Annotated in this window: 13 protein-coding genes; 4 read left to right on the top strand and 9 right to left on the bottom strand. The window is 54.9% G+C overall.

The window, feature by feature from the left end; genetic code table 11:
• Nucleotides 1-76: 76 nt before the first annotated feature.
• The 5 genes from arcC to ACETWG_02550 form a co-directional block, all read right to left on the bottom strand.
• On the bottom strand, nt 77-1,033 hold the full coding sequence (gene arcC, locus ACETWG_02570) for a carbamate kinase (protein ID MFB0515473.1): 957 nt from the start codon (nt 1,031-1,033) through the stop codon (nt 77-79).
• Nucleotides 1,030-2,061, bottom strand: a complete 1,032-nt coding sequence (locus ACETWG_02565) for an ornithine carbamoyltransferase (protein ID MFB0515472.1) — start codon at nt 2,059-2,061, stop codon at nt 1,030-1,032. Before ACETWG_02565 ends, arcC begins: the two co-directional genes overlap by 4 nt.
• A gap of 22 nt (nt 2,062-2,083) precedes the next feature.
• Nucleotides 2,084-3,124 carry an ornithine carbamoyltransferase gene (locus ACETWG_02560; protein MFB0515471.1) on the bottom strand — a complete coding sequence of 347 codons (1,041 nt, stop codon included), beginning with the start codon at nt 3,122-3,124 and terminating at the stop codon, nt 2,084-2,086.
• A gap of 90 nt (nt 3,125-3,214) precedes the next feature.
• Entirely contained in the window at nt 3,215-4,564 is a 1,350-nt protein-coding gene (locus ACETWG_02555; protein MFB0515470.1) for an amidohydrolase family protein, read from the bottom strand.
• A 35-nt stretch (nt 4,565-4,599) separates the two neighbouring features.
• Nucleotides 4,600-6,903 carry a xanthine dehydrogenase family protein molybdopterin-binding subunit gene (locus ACETWG_02550; GenBank protein MFB0515469.1) on the bottom strand — a complete coding sequence of 768 codons (2,304 nt, stop codon included), beginning with the start codon at nt 6,901-6,903 and terminating at the stop codon, nt 4,600-4,602.
• A gap of 392 nt (nt 6,904-7,295) precedes the next feature.
• Here ACETWG_02550 and yqeC point away from each other — a divergent pair, with 392 nt between their 5' ends.
• The 4 genes from yqeC to ACETWG_02530 all read left to right on the top strand — a co-directional run bounded on the left by yqeC (nt 7,296) and on the right by ACETWG_02530 (nt 11,449).
• Nucleotides 7,296-8,009, top strand: coding sequence for a selenium cofactor biosynthesis protein YqeC (yqeC, locus tag ACETWG_02545; GenBank protein ID MFB0515468.1), 714 nt, complete (start codon nt 7,296-7,298; stop codon nt 8,007-8,009).
• Nucleotides 8,010-8,161: 152 nt separating this feature from the next.
• Nucleotides 8,162-9,004, top strand: coding sequence for a selenium-dependent molybdenum cofactor biosynthesis protein YqeB (yqeB, locus tag ACETWG_02540; GenBank protein MFB0515467.1), 843 nt, complete (start codon nt 8,162-8,164; stop codon nt 9,002-9,004).
• An 11-nt stretch (nt 9,005-9,015) separates the two neighbouring features.
• Entirely contained in the window at nt 9,016-10,053 is a 1,038-nt protein-coding gene (locus tag ACETWG_02535) for an XdhC family protein (protein ID MFB0515466.1), read from the top strand.
• Between the two features lie 34 nt (nt 10,054-10,087).
• Nucleotides 10,088-11,449 carry an amidohydrolase family protein gene (locus ACETWG_02530; protein MFB0515465.1) on the top strand — a complete coding sequence of 454 codons (1,362 nt, stop codon included), beginning with the start codon at nt 10,088-10,090 and terminating at the stop codon, nt 11,447-11,449.
• An 80-nt stretch (nt 11,450-11,529) separates the two neighbouring features.
• On the opposite strand, the gene ACETWG_02525 is transcribed toward ACETWG_02530, so the two are convergent.
• From ACETWG_02525 to ACETWG_02510, 4 genes are all read right to left on the bottom strand, one after another.
• Complete coding sequence (locus tag ACETWG_02525) at nt 11,530-12,225, bottom strand: lycopene cyclase domain-containing protein (protein MFB0515464.1); 696 nt, start codon at nt 12,223-12,225, stop codon at nt 11,530-11,532.
• Complete coding sequence (locus ACETWG_02520) at nt 12,222-12,749, bottom strand: hypothetical protein (GenBank protein MFB0515463.1); 528 nt, start codon at nt 12,747-12,749, stop codon at nt 12,222-12,224. Before ACETWG_02520 ends, ACETWG_02525 begins: the two co-directional genes overlap by 4 nt.
• Nucleotides 12,746-13,591 carry a phytoene/squalene synthase family protein gene (locus ACETWG_02515; protein ID MFB0515462.1) on the bottom strand — a complete coding sequence of 282 codons (846 nt, stop codon included), beginning with the start codon at nt 13,589-13,591 and terminating at the stop codon, nt 12,746-12,748. Before ACETWG_02515 ends, ACETWG_02520 begins: the two co-directional genes overlap by 4 nt.
• On the bottom strand, nt 13,584-14,150 hold a 567-nt coding region (locus ACETWG_02510; protein MFB0515461.1), incomplete at its 5' end, for a phytoene desaturase family protein. The genes ACETWG_02510 and ACETWG_02515, both read right to left, overlap by 8 nt.

The raw sequence follows: 14,150 nt of genomic DNA, 5'->3' as shown, positions 1-14,150 counted from the left end.
GCCTGGGGTTCCGGGCCTGATCAATAAAAAATTGGCTGATTCTTTCCAATCACGGACAGCATGTACCAGACAGGGATCAGGGAACGATTTGAGTTCCCGCCTTCGCCTGTAAAGCATCGACCGCCTTATCGAGGGAGGTAATAATCGCCCGCTCGCCGCCGGCCCTGACAAACCGGACACAGGCCAGGACTTTAGGACCCATACTTCCTGCATGGAAATGACCCTCCCCAAGATATTTTTCCGCTGCACTAACCCCGATCTCTCCCAGACTTTCCTGATTCGGTTGGCCATAATTCAAATAGGCATATTCTACATCCGTCAAAGCCAGAAAGATATCAGCGTGGACAACTTCCGCCAATTTTTGTCCGGCCATGTCCTTATCAATTACCGCTTCCACTCCTACCAGTCGCCCGTTCTTTTCAACGACCGGTATACCGCCGCCGCCGGTGGTAATAACGATCACCCGCGCCGCAACTAACGACTTGATACAATACACTTCCACGATACCAATCGGCTCGGGAGAAGGGACGACCCTGCGCCACGGCTTCTCAGCCGCAGGGTCTACCTTCTTGACGATATAGCCCTTCGTCTTTGCCAGGTGCAGGGCTTCCTCTTCGGTGTAGAACGGCCCCACCGGTTTACTGGGATCGTCGAAATCAGGATCATCCTCGTGAACCAGCACCTGCGTAATCACGGTCGTAATGGGAATCTCTCTACCCTTCTCCCTGAAAGCATTCTGCAGCTGGTTCTGTAACATATAGCCGATCTGACCCTGAGTCATGGCCCCGCAGACATCCAGAGGCTGCGGTGGAACCAGTTTTCTCCCCTCCTCCTGCTGGATAAGCAGGTTTCCCGCCTGCGGACCGTTACCGTGGGTAATAATCAGTTTATATCCCAGTTCGTTCATTCTGACCAGATGATGAGCAGTAACAGACACGTGTTCATACTGCTCTGCGGCCGTACCCCACTCATCAGCCGGCTTGATAGCATTACCCCCCAGAGCTATCACAACCAGTTTTCGGCTATCTTTCATGGAATCAGCTCCACTTCCCTGTCGGACATGGTCAGGGCCATCACGGCTTTCTGGACATGCAGACGATTTTCCGCCACGTCGTAGATGATCGACCGTTTTCCGGAAGCCACTCCGTCGGTTGCCTCGTTGCCCCGGTCTACCGGCATGGGGTGGAGGAACAACGCATTAGCCGTCATTTTCATCTTTGCTTCATCACAGATCCAATCTGGATATTGCAGCGCTTTTTCGACTTCCCCCGCGCGATCAAATTCCCCGGAATCATATGCGTGAGGACTCATCCAGTTTCTTGAACAGACCACGTTAGCACCCTGATAACCCTTCGTCACATCGTGGGTTAGCTGGAACTTTGCTCCGTTCCCGGCGCAGTGCTCCCTGGCCTGTGCGATGACTTCCGGGTCCAGATCATAGCCTTCCGGATGAGCCACCGTGATATCCATCCCGAATCGGGAACTGATGAGCAGGTTTTCCTGCACCGAGCACCTGGATCGGGCCAGGGCCCCGCGCCCCCAGACCATCAGCAGTTTCTGCCCGCTCAGTTCTTTGCCCAGGTGTTGACGCAGTCCCATGATATCCGCAAGTCCCTGGCAGGGATGATACCGGTCGTCAGCCATATTGATCACCGGAATGGTGGCGTAACGGGCGTACTCCCTGAGCAGCTTATCCCCATCGCCGTAAGCCGAGACTTGATCTTCCAGAATCCTGATCCCCAGACCCACGGCGTACCGGCTTATCACCCTGGCGACATCCTCAATCGTTTCCCCTGCGCTCTGCCTGGTCTTCAGCCGCATGGATTTGGGTTCCAGGAACTGAGCGTGCCCTCCCAGTTCCGTAGCCGCCGCCTCAAAGGACTGCCGGGTGCGGACAGACGGATTGTAGAAAAACATCATAAACGTCCGGTGCTTGAGCAGGCCGGTGTATTCCCCGGCATAGCGGTGTTTCCGCATACTTTCCGCCAGTTCCAGAACCCCGGCAATCTCTTCCATTGACCAGTCCTGGGTGCAGATCAGGTCTTTACCGTTTAGATCCATAATGGATGGACCCTTTCTGATTCTAGCTCATCGTGAGGCCCATTACGGCCTTCTGAAAGTGCAGGCGATTCTCCGCCTGATCGAAAACCACCGAGTTGGGGCCATCGATAACCTCGTTGGTTACCTCGAACCCGCGATCGGCCGGCAGGCAGTGCATATAAAGGACCTCATCCTTGGCATTGTTCAGCATTTCCTGGTCACAGATCCAATGCTTATTTTTCTCAAACAGCTTTCGCATCCCAGTGTCATCACCGGCAGCGACATTTTCAAATTCCCCCTTTGCTCCCCAACACTTCGGATATACTGCATCGGCATCCTTGAAGGCTTCTTTCATATCATACAAGACCTCGAACTTACTCCCATTCTGTTCGCTCATCTTCGTGCAGGCCGCAATTACTTCGGCATCCAGCTCCAAGCCTTCCGGTTGCACTTGAACCACATCCAGGCCCATTTTTGCAGCAGCGATAATAGCGCTCTGTGGAACGCTCAAAGGTTTTTCATAACTCGGCGAATAGGCCCAGCTCATCACAAACTTCCGGCCCTTGAATCCGCCGAGCTTCTCCTTGATCGTCAGCATATCCGCACCGGCCTGGCAGGGATGGTACTTGTCACATTCCATGTTGATGATGGGAATATCTGCCCAGCGCGCGAATTCCTGCATGTATTCATGAGCTTTACCGTACTTCCAGCCGGTTGGCGGACCATACATTCGGATGGCGATTCCATGCCCGAAGCGTGACAAAGTCCGCGCAACATCGGCTACCCTTTCCGTGGTATAGGCTTCCTCTTCACCCTCGACAGCCGGCGTATAAATCTTATCCGAGGCCAGGTAATGGGCATGACCACCCAGTTGCGTCATCCCCGACTCGAATGAATTGCGTGTCCTGAGTGACTGATTGTAAAAGATCATATAAAGGGACTTGGCAGGCAGAATGTGGGTTTGCAGCTCGCCCATGGCCTGGCGCCGCTTCAGATCGGCGGCCACTTCCAGCAGGTATTCAAACTCCTCCCTGGTAAAATCCAGCAGCGTAAGTAAGTCCCTGCCCTGTAGATTGGCCCTCATGGTTGTCTCCTTGTCGCTTCAAGATATTATAAACCTCAATATTAACCTTTGGCTTCAAATATCTGGTTGATAATACACACAGGCCTTGCCTTATTGTAATGCCCCCATTTTTCTCCAGAGCTTGCTCGATTCCAGCCGCGCTCTTTTTTTCACTTCTTCTTCGGAAATATCAACTAGTCGATTATCCCGAATCCGGAATTCTCCCCGCGTTATGACATCGGTCGGTTTCTCCAGGCCAAACAGAACGTGACTATAGATATTGGAAGTGCTCATTTCGGTCGCCGGATTGTAATCGTAAATCGTCAGATCGGCTTGGTACCCCGGCGAAATGAGGCCCAATTTGCATCCAAAAAGCCGGCTGTCAATGATCGGATTATTCTCAAACAGCATGGCTGCATAGTTCACATTCGGAGCACCGCCGGGCAAATGCGAGCTGCGGATGAGAGCCCCCTCCTTCGCTTCCCGGAGCATATCCGCCTGCATGCCGTCGGTGCCCAGGCCGACCTTCAGGGCCGGGATCGTCTCGGCGGGCAGCAGGCCCACCCGATTGTTGGCATTCGACGTGGGATTGTGCACCAGTGCCACCCCCGCAGCTTTCAGAATCCCGATATCCTCCGGTTCCAGGTGAAGACCGTGGATGAATAGGCAGCGCTCGTTGACTAGATCATGGGCGCGTAAGCGCTGTACCACGGAAGGATACCTCTTTCTCCTGGCATCCGCCTGATCGGCCTGGTCTTCAGCCACGTGAATATGAATACCCCAATCAACCAGTTCCTCGAGTGCCTTTCGGATCGTAACCAATGATTCTTCGGAAAGCGTGAAGGATGCGTGGAGGCCGATCATCGGATGTACGCCGGGAACATCATGGTATTTCGCATACATATCCAGATTCTCGCGCAGCGCGGCGTTGAATCTTCTGCGGCCATTGCGGTCGGTGATCTCAAATGAGGGTGAGATCGTAACGCCGAATCGTTGGGCTGTTTCCACCAACTTGTCAAGAGACCCTGATATGTATTCCTGACTGGAATGGTGATCGATCACCGTAGTGACGCCGGCTCGGAGGGCGGCAACCAGGCCGGCTTCGAACGATGCCAGCGTGGATGCCTCGTCCAGCGCCCGGTCAAGTTTCCACCAGATCGCTTGCAGTTGCTCGACGAAGTTCTGCGGTCGAGATTTTGGGGGAGGTATGCCAAGTGCCAGGGCGGAATACAGATGCGTGTGGGCGTTTATCATGCCCGGGAGCACTGTTTTACCGTTCAGATCGATCACCAGATCCATTTGGTCTTCCGTGGGCACCTGGCTGCTCACGGACTCGATACGGTCACCCGTGATTACGATATGACCATCATCAATATAAACCGGCTCCCCGCCCGGATTAATTATCCGGCCATGGGTCAATAGGGTCCGCTTTTCCGAGTTGGTTCCTTTTGTCTTTGCCATCAGTTCAAATCAAGAAGGTGCTTCGAGACCGTCCCTCACGTTTTCCTTGTTCCGGAGTTGTTCTCTGCGTGATCTTGAAGGATACGGAGTACTGTTTCCGGCGTGATCGGAATGCTGTTGATGGGCGTATCCAGTGCGTGGCTGACGGCATTGGCGATTGCCGCGCCGGTTGGAATGATGGCCGGTTCCCCCACTCCTTTCGCCCCCCAGGGCCCCAGCGGTTCAGAGGCTTCTACTGGAATGGTTTCCACCCTGGCCACATCACGAATAGTGGGCAGCAGGTACGTTGACAAGTTGTTGGTGATTGCCCTGCCGCTGTCGTACCGGAACTGCTCGGTGAGGGCCCAGCCGATGCCCTGAGCAGTCCCTCCCTCAACCTGCCCGTATAGATCCGCCGGATTGATCACTTTCCCGACATCATGAGCGGCCCAGATTCTGTCTACCTCGATAAGCCCGGTGAGCGTGTCCACAATCACGTGGGCGATATGAGTGGCGTAGGAATACGTGAAATACGCCTCCCCGCAACCTGTTTCGGGATCGAAGTCCAACGGGGGTACATGCCACCAGCCGGTCATGTCCATGGGCCTGTTTGTCATAAACAGATGCTCCGCAAGATTGGTGAAGTTGATGGAGTTAGCGGTGCTCCTATCCCGCGCAACGTCCTGGCCTATGATGATATCTTCGATGCTGCACTCCAACAACTCCGCCGCCGCCGATTTCAACATGGGCAAAAGCTTGGAAGCGGCATCCTGGATCGCATTACCGGTCATGACGACATTTCGACTGGCGACAGAGGGACCGCTATCGGGCACATTTTGCGTATCTGTTGGGACGACCGTGATGCGCTCGTGATTTACCCCCAGCGCTTCTGCGGTCATCTGGACGACCACCGATGTCGCTCCTTGCCCCATGTCCGTCAGCCCATAGGCCACCGCAATGGAACCGTCCCGTCGAATCTGAATCTTGACCCCGGCGCCATCCAGGGCCCAGCCCGCGGCCCCCAGGCAATTGCCATAATGCGACATGGCCACTCCAATACCGGTGCGATAACGGTCGGAGGATGGCTTGCTCGTTCGCTCCTTCTGCCACCTGGAGGCTTTCCGGGCTTTGAGCAGGGTCTCCTCCGCACCCACGCTGGTCGTGAGTGTGTGGCCGGTAAGCGTCGCAGCTCCCGTGTGTACCAGGTTTTGCAGACGAAATTCGATGGGATCCATCCCCAGCCTGGCCGCGATCAAATCCATTATCCGCTCATGTCCGAAAGTGGCTTGAGGCGAACCGAACCCGCGAAAGGCCCCGTTGGGCGGCAGGTTGGTATAATATGAGGTCGATCGGACCCGGATATTCGGAATGACGTAAGGCCCCATGGCCTGCATGGTCGAGCGGTAGGATACCACGGAGGATAGTGTGGCGTAGGCGCCGGCACTGGATTCCAGGTTAATGTCGGCGGCACAGAGCTTACCATTATTCGTCACCCCGACCTTGTAGTGCATCTGGAAGGGATGGCGTTTGCTGGTCAGTTGAATATCATCACGCCGTCGGTAGACCATTTTCACCGGCCGGTCTACTTTCCGGGCTGCAACGGCTGCCCGGGCCGCTAGCTCCGAAGGGATGTCCTCTTTACCCCCAAAGGCTCCCCCGGTAGGAGCCTGCGTCACGCGCACATGGCTCAAAGGTATCCCTAGAGCCTTGGCTACCGCATTCTGCGCGTAAAAGGGACATTGCATGGACCCCATCACCGTGATATGATCGCCGGTTTCGGGAATGGCGATGCAACCCTGCGGTTCCAGGTAATAATGCTCCTGGACCGGAGTATGGAAATCTGCCTCGACGATAAGGTCCGCCTCGGCAAAGCCGGTCGATAGGTCTCCCCGTACAACCTGATGCCTGCAAGCCACATTTGATTCATGGATCCAGTTTTCGGTGGCTGTTTTGCTATCGTCAATAGACCAGATGGGCTCGTATTCATCATATTCGACATCCACAAGTGATGCCATCTTTATGGCGGCCTCAAGCGTATCTGCGACGGCCACACCGATGACGTCTCCAATGAAGCGGACCACGTCGTCGGCCAATAACGGCTGGTCGTCGATGATAACCCCGACCTGATTCTCGCCCGGTATCTCCCCGGCGAATAGGAGTTCAACACAGCCCGGGACCGCCCGGGCTCGCTTCTGGTTGATGCCCCTGATTCTGCCAAATGGTATAGTTGAGAACACGGGATAACCCCAGACCATTCGGTCAACCGACATATCCGTCAGGTAACGCGTGGAACCGGTTGTTTTGGCCCCGGCGTCGATGCTGGGGAACGCTCGACCTATGTATTGATACTGTTTATCCATTCAATTGGGATTTGCAGTTAGGGCCGGGAGGCTGCCAGCTTCAGTTTCGGAGGTCCGATGGGATTTCAACCGATGCTGCTGAACTCAATGACTATGCTGCCAACCTCGATTCTGCCCTGCGATCATCGACGAAGCACTGAAAAGTGTTGCTGAAGGGTAATTTAACCATTAGCAAATACTCAATGAAATGGTTGCTCAGGAATCATACCCACTGCTAGGTTCTCAAGTTAGAATCTCTGCCAGAGAGCTGAGTATGGGGCGATTGTAAGGCACGGCGCAGTTCCGCTTCGAGACGCTCCGTATTGAAGGTAATTTCCCTGAAGTTGATAAGTTGAATATTGATTCAAACCACATCGCATAGGATGGAAAGCGCAGACTTTTCAAGTATGTTCTTGGGCCGTTCTAAGGATCGCGGATATTGTGTTGCGATCATGGGTGCCGGCGGGAAGACATCGCTCCTCTTTCGGATGGGCGTGGAGCTGAGTAAGCGTTATTCCCGGGTTCTTCTGACTTCCTTGACACGCTCAGAATATCCAGCCGGTCTGCATACCGTTCTCGCGTTAGAGACTGCCAATCTGGATTTGCCTTTGCTGTTTCAAACGGCGAATCCTCTGTTTCTGATGGGATATCGTGAAGGTCCGGCCAAGCTGGCGGGTATATCAGTGGCGGAATTGGATGCAGTGAGATCCCAGGCGGACGTCTGTCTATTCGAATGCGATGGTGCCCGCGGTCGCTCATTGAAAGCTCATATTGACAGCGATCCTCATGTTCCCCCGTTTGCCACCCATGTCATCATTGTCGTAGGGGCAGACGTAGCCAATACGTCGCCGGCACAAGGTCACATCCATCGGCCCGAGGTTTTTCAGAGCCTCTGGGGAATTGACGAGCGTACCGTTCTCGACGCGGGTTTCATCGCACAAGTAGTCACCAGCCCCCATGGCTATGGCAGCAAACTGCCTGAGGATACCGAACGCATCTACTACGTGAATAAAGTGGATACGCACCCCCGGGAGGCAGAACAGATAGCTACGGCGATTAGGGATTTATCCGGAGCCCGCACGTACACCGGCAGCTTGCAGGCCGGGATTTGCTATCGGATAGAATGAATCCGCATCTGTTAGTCTGAAGGTGATGTCCCGATTGGGCACGAGGCTAGATCTTGATAAGTACTACCCGGCTCCTTATAACGCGACGAGTCGTATTCGGGCAGCAGTTGCCTGCCAGCTGACGATCATCTATATTTCTGTAGGATAGACACTTGTCTGGTAGTGCAATAAGAGATATGACCGTCTGGGTCCGTGGGGCTGGCGAGCTGGCTAGTGCCACGGCACACTGTCTGCATAGCGTCGGTTTCCGCGTCGTGCTGAGTGATTTGGCGGTACCTCTCGCGATCCGCCGCACGGTGAGCTTCAGCGAGGCGATGATTCGAGGTACTGCGGAACTGGAAGGCATCCAGGCCCTGCAATGCGCGTTCAGTGACGTGCCGAATGTGCTCTCACAGAATAAGATTGCACTCATCGAGGATGATCTCGAAAGCATTGGTGCGCTCCATCCGGATATCATGGTAGATGCCCGCATGCTGAAGCGGCACGAGAGAAGTTTGCTGCCGCTGGCGCCTATTACAGTCGGTCTGGGGCCTGGATTTCACGCGGGGCGTGATTGCCACGCGGTCATTGAAACCCTGCGGGGACACGACCTCGGCCGAATCATCTGGAAGGGTCCTGCCCGGGCCAACACCGGCATTCCCGGTGAGGTAGGTGGTGAAAGTTACCGCCGCGTAATCCGGGCTCCGCAGAGTGGGTCGATCGAGTGGGTCGTGGATATCGGAGATGTGGTGAGTGTGGGCGCGCTTATGGGACGACTGGCAGGAAAGTATGAGATCCGTGCGCCCCTCCAGGGTCTGGTGCGCGGTCTGATCTCACCGAGAGTACCTGCCAGCCCCGGGCTCAAGATTGCCGACATCGATCCACGCGGCAGCATCGTTGATCACCTCTCAATTTCGGATAAAGCCCGCTCAGTCGGCCGCGGTGTACTGGAAGCGATACTCATCATGCTGAATCGCAACGCAGACCATGGTCAGCAGGTTCTAGCGGGTAACTAAACGGTAAAACTGTGGAGAAGTATATCTATCGGTACTTGTGCGACTTCGATTTCTCGCAGAAAGCCGCTTTATGCTCCCAATTGGAGCACCGTGGGTCCGTGCCCAGAAAAGACTATCCGGTTATGCTGATTCCCGAGCATGGGCGACCTGTCGGAACAGTGGGTGGTGGTGCACTTGAACATTCGGTTATCGAGACCGCCGGTGATGTACTGAAGGATGAACAACCGAGATTTGAGGGTTTCGAGCTCACCAATGATGATCCTGATCAGGAAGGGGGGATTTGTGGGGGAAGTACTCGAGTTCTCATCGAGCCCTATACTCCCTCAGTGAGAGACTTGTGGGCAGCCGTGGACCTGGAAAATCTTCGCGAACCCGGGATCATTGTGATAACTGAAGTAGCAGGTAACGAAATCCTTCAAGTGCGAAGATATGTAACACGTTCAGAAAGTGCTGCGCATGATTATCCTGAAACATTGAAGGAATCCGTGGAACAAGTATGGCGGCTGGGTGAATCCTGTACTCTCAGCAAACCTGAGGGTTTCTATCTCATTCAGCTGATTCGACCATTTCCCGTCCTCCATATCTTTGGCGCCGGACACGTAGGGCGGGCTGTAGCGCAGTTCGCACATCTCATAGACTGTGACGTGATCGTTTATGATGACCGCGAAGACCTCGCCAACCGGGAGTACTTTCCACATGCCAAGCGGATCGTGGTGAAGTCATTTGCGGATGTGCTGGAAGGCGCCGAAATATCTTCACACGATTTTGTGGTGGTCATGACGCGTGGGCACCGTAATGACCTGGAATTGCTGAAAATGCTATTAACCATGGAAATCAGGTACCTGGGTCTGTTGAGCAGCGAGCGTAAATGGAGCGTATTCTCCAAAGTGTTGAAGGAAGAAGGCTATTCACAGGAGCTAATTGACACCGTCCATGCTCCCGTGGGGCTTGAGATTGCGTCCGAAACCGTCCCCGAAATCGCTGTCAGCATTATTGCCCAAATCATTCAGACCATGCGAATCGCAGCTGGCAGTGGTCAAACCGGTTGAGCCGGCATATCGCCCACGGATACATGGCTCTCATATGAACCGGATACTCTTACGGAACGGAAAGGTCATCCACCCGGACCGGGTAGCTGATGAGGATATCCTGATCATCGGGGAGCGGATTTCCCGCCTGGGACCGAACCTCCCTGCCGATGAAAGCACCATCGTCCTCGACTGCCGCGACCGCCTGATCTTTCCCGGCCTTATCGATGCCCATACCCATATGGGTGTCCCTATCAAGGATGGATTTTCTCTGGATGATTTTTTGACGGGAAGCCGGGCTGCCCTTCATGGGGGAGTAACGACAATCATCGATTTTACCGTCTTAAATGACGACCAAACCCTGCACGAGAGTGTTCTGGATCGACATGCGAACGCCAGGGAAGCCCTCACCGACTATGCTCTCCACTGCAATATCACTCGCTTCGACGAGCAACTGATTTCAGAACTGCCTGATCTGATCTCTCAGGGTATACTCAGCTACAAGGTATTCACTACTTATGAAGAAGCGGGGATGTACCTGACCTACGAGCAAATCCGGAGCATTGCGCAGGTCCTTGCTGACGAAGGCGGTCTACTTATGGTTCACGCCGAGGATAATGATGTCCTCCGTAATGCTGCCAGGCCGCTGTTCAGCAAACGGACAGCTGAACCGATCTACCATGCCTTAAGCCGGCCGGATGAAGCGGAAGTCCGGGCCATCGAACAACTTGGCCGGATTGCCGACGAGATTCGCTGCCCGATATACATCGTTCATCTGTCCTCGGCCCGGGGTCTCGAGTGTGCGCGCCGGTTTGAGGGATTACTGGTGGAAACCTGTCCGCAGTATCTCTTACTCGATGAGGAGGTCTATCATCGGGAAGACGGCCGCATGTTCGTAACATCACCCCCGCTTAGGAAAATCGAAGACCTGAATGCTCTATGGCAAGGACTGGAAACAGGCGCTGTCCGGACAATCGGCACCGATCACTGTCCGTTCATGTTAGCCGACAAACAGCAGAATATACCGTTCCAGGATATACCCAATGGCATGGGCGGGGTGGAAACCATGTTCCCGGTACTGCTCTCGCAGTTTCTTGAACGCGGATTAGACCTATCTCTGCTCGTTCGTCTCCTGGGTTCTAATCCCGCTGAGATCTTTGGTTTGGCGCCCGGGAAAGGCTCTTTGGCGGAAGCCTCGGATGCCGATCTGGTCGTGGTCGATCCGACGAGCTCGTCCCGCGATTGGCTCCCTGATCTCGTCTCTATAGCCGACTGGAATGCCTATGCTGGCTTCTCGGCCATTTTCCCGGAACACGTCTTTCGGCGCGGGGAATGGGTGGTCAAAAATGGTCAGCTGCAGCCGTCACGGCCGGGGAAGTTCATCCCTGGCAAAGCGCCAAACTTATGGCCTCGCTGAAATGAGCAGTTGGATGTTCTACCAGGATTTTGGTTCAGCGATAATGTTAATAATTCGGTAATGGCCCATCCGCAATACGGCTACTCCGAGTGCGACCGCAGCAGTCGCCGGGCTTGCAAGCCATCCTTGAGGTATTCATAGAGCATCACGATGATCTGGAAAAGAATCCAGCTGTAGAGCAGGTCCTCAACCGGGATGGTTCCAAGACGAATATTCAGGATAGCCTGGCTGGAGTAGGTCACCACAGGTAGGGAGGTCAGCAGTCCGTTGACTATGATAAAGGGGACCAGGTGGATCAGATATGCAAGCACGAAGCTTTCAAAATGCTTCATCTTCGCGATAGCGATGAGGATTAAGAGACCACCCAGCAGACCGATCACGGTGCTGTAGAGGCCAGATGCGAAGAGCCCGATGCCGATCCATCCCAGGGCTATGGCTCCAAAGAGCGCCCGTATGGGTCGCAGGTGAGTTCGGACCGGCAGGTACTGTTGCACAACGGCATAGATGAACAGGTTCGCGTAAGGGATGCAGAAAAAGAAGAGCACCTCCTCCAGGGGGAGGCCGAGCAGGTCCGTGCCGAAGGTGAACCCCGGGTTGAACGTCCAGGCACCGAGGCAGGTGAAGCCGATATCCCACAGCAGGAAGGGGATGGCGGTGATGAGGATGGCGGAGAGGGCTGCGCGCCACTGCCGCACGAACATGATCCGAGGATGGAAGGAAAACAGGAGCGGCACGCTGAGGCTGCCGAGATTGAGGAGCAGGTATGTGTAATTCAAGGAATCGCCGACTGCAGACGTTGGATTTCCTGATGTGTGCACCGGCCCGAAGCAATCAGGAAGGCGACCATATCACCGGCCACTTCCGGTTCGCTCAGACCGTCCGACGGTGACGCGAGATAATTGACCAGCCATAGCCGGTCCTGCTCCAGCTCATCATTAAAGCCCAGAAAGCCGGGGACGTTGTGCTGATAGCTAAAACGCAGAAAATGTATCTCCGGGTGACCGGGTTCCAGGGCCAGGGCGTGGTCCATCGTCGTTTCCGCCTGGTGCAGGTAGTGCAGTTTCCGCCAGGGGCGAGGGTCGTGTTTGGCCAGCACCGCCTGCTGGGCACCCAGATAACCCAGGGTCAGGGCATCGGTAAGGCTCTGCCGGGACGCGACTAATTCATCGTACCACTGCCGGGCGTACTCCGCATCATCCAGGGAGTGCAGGTAGGCTTGTCTCAGAAAGTCCACCGGATAAGACTGGGCCGGGAGAAGCGAAAAAAAGACCGCGACTGAAAGGATGATTCTGGCACTCATATCTGATTGAGGGCCACGCGGAGCAGGGTCATGGGCAACAATCCCACCTTGCGCAAGTTGCTGATGCGAATACGTTGGTTGAAAAGAATATGGGGCTGAGTGCGCTTCAGCACCCTGAGCAGGGTCTGGTAGTATCGATAGGCAACATACACGCCCAAGCGGGCCGAAAATGGCAGTTGCTTGATGCCTTCCAGGGCATGCTGAAAGTCGCCCTCGATCTCCGCTTCGATCTCTCTCTTAGTGGCCAGGTCGAAGTAGCGGGAATCTATCAGGGTGGGAAAATAGAGCCGACCTTTCTCGAAGTAATCTTCTTTCAGATCGCGCAGAAAATTGACTTTCTGGAAGGCCGCGCCCAGGCTCCGGGCGTGACTCTCCATTTTCATGATCTGGGCTTCATCCCCTCTCACAAAGACATACAGGCACATGAGACCCACTACTTCAGCGGAACCGTAGATGTATTTGGGATAGGATGCTGGATTGTGCCGTTTCAGGTCCAGGTCCATCCGCATGCTGTCGAAAAAGGCGGTGATCAGTTCCGGTCGGATATGGAACCGGCGCTCGGTACCCTGAAAGCTGTGAAGGATCGGATTCAGGCTGAATCCCCGTTGAATTGCACGGAAGGTATCCTCCTGCAGCTCATCCAGGAGCGCTTCCTTGTCCTGGTCATGCATGGTATCCACGATCTCGTCAGCCAGTCGCACCAGGCCGTAGATGGCGTAGATCGCTTTTCTGGTTGAAGATCCCAGCAGGCGCGTAGCCAGGGAGAACGAAGTACTGTAAATCCTGGTTGTGTTCCTGCTGGTCTCCAGAGCCATCTTTTCGTAGCGTTCAAGATTATTCATGTCCTAGCTCCTCCATTGCGAGTTCTGCCGCGATCTTTCCTGAAATAAGTGCGGGTGGCATACCGGGTCCGGGTACGGTGAGCTGGCCGGCGTAATAAAGATTTCTGATGCGGCGGCTTCTGGCCTTGGGTCGTAAAAACGCGGTCTGGCGCAGGGTATTGGCCAGGCCATAGGCATTGCCTTTATAGGCGTGATAGTCGCGCTTGAAATCTTTGTGGGCATAGGATGCCTTAAAGACGATCCGGTCGCGGATGGCGTCTCCCGTGATTTGCTCCAGACGGTCCATAACCTGCCGATAGTAGTGCTCCCGGATTTCCTCGTTGTCTTCGAGGCCCGGGGCGACAGGGATAAGGATAAACAGGGTCTCCATGCCCGGCGGAGCCACCGTTGGATCCGTTTTGCTGGTACACGAGATGTAGAACTGGGGTCTCTCCGGCCACCGGGGTTCGTCGTAGAGGGCGGCGGCATGGGGGTCGAATTCGGTATCGAAAAACAGGGTGTGGTGTGCCAGGGGCGACAATGTTTTGCCGACCCCCAGATAGAAAATCAGGCTTGAGGG

This window comes from Candidatus Neomarinimicrobiota bacterium (assembly GCA_041862535.1).
In the GTDB taxonomy this organism is placed as follows: domain Bacteria; phylum Fidelibacterota; class Marinisomatia; order SCGC-AAA003-L08; family TS1B11.
The sequence above is the reverse complement of the archived record's forward strand: the minus strand, read 5'-3'. Positions and strand labels throughout refer to the sequence as shown.

Excerpts from the sequence above, each read along its gene's own strand:
- ACETWG_02560 (MFB0515471.1), bottom strand. The coding sequence starts at position 3,124 with ATGAGGGCCAATCTACAGGGCAGGGACTTACTTACGCTGCTGGATTTT.
- ACETWG_02555 (MFB0515470.1), bottom strand. The coding sequence starts at position 4,564 with ATGGCAAAGACAAAAGGAACCAACTCGGAAAAGCGGACCCTATTGACC.
- arcC (MFB0515473.1), bottom strand. The coding sequence starts at position 1,033 with ATGAAAGATAGCCGAAAACTGGTTGTGATAGCTCTGGGGGGTAATGCT.
- ACETWG_02530 (MFB0515465.1), top strand. The coding sequence starts at position 10,088 with ATGAACCGGATACTCTTACGGAACGGAAAGGTCATCCACCCGGACCGG.
- ACETWG_02515 (MFB0515462.1), bottom strand. The coding sequence starts at position 13,591 with ATGAATAATCTTGAACGCTACGAAAAGATGGCTCTGGAGACCAGCAGG.
- ACETWG_02520 (MFB0515463.1), bottom strand. The coding sequence starts at position 12,749 with ATGAGTGCCAGAATCATCCTTTCAGTCGCGGTCTTTTTTTCGCTTCTC.
- ACETWG_02565 (MFB0515472.1), bottom strand. The coding sequence starts at position 2,061 with ATGGATCTAAACGGTAAAGACCTGATCTGCACCCAGGACTGGTCAATG.
- ACETWG_02550 (MFB0515469.1), bottom strand. The coding sequence starts at position 6,903 with ATGGATAAACAGTATCAATACATAGGTCGAGCGTTCCCCAGCATCGAC.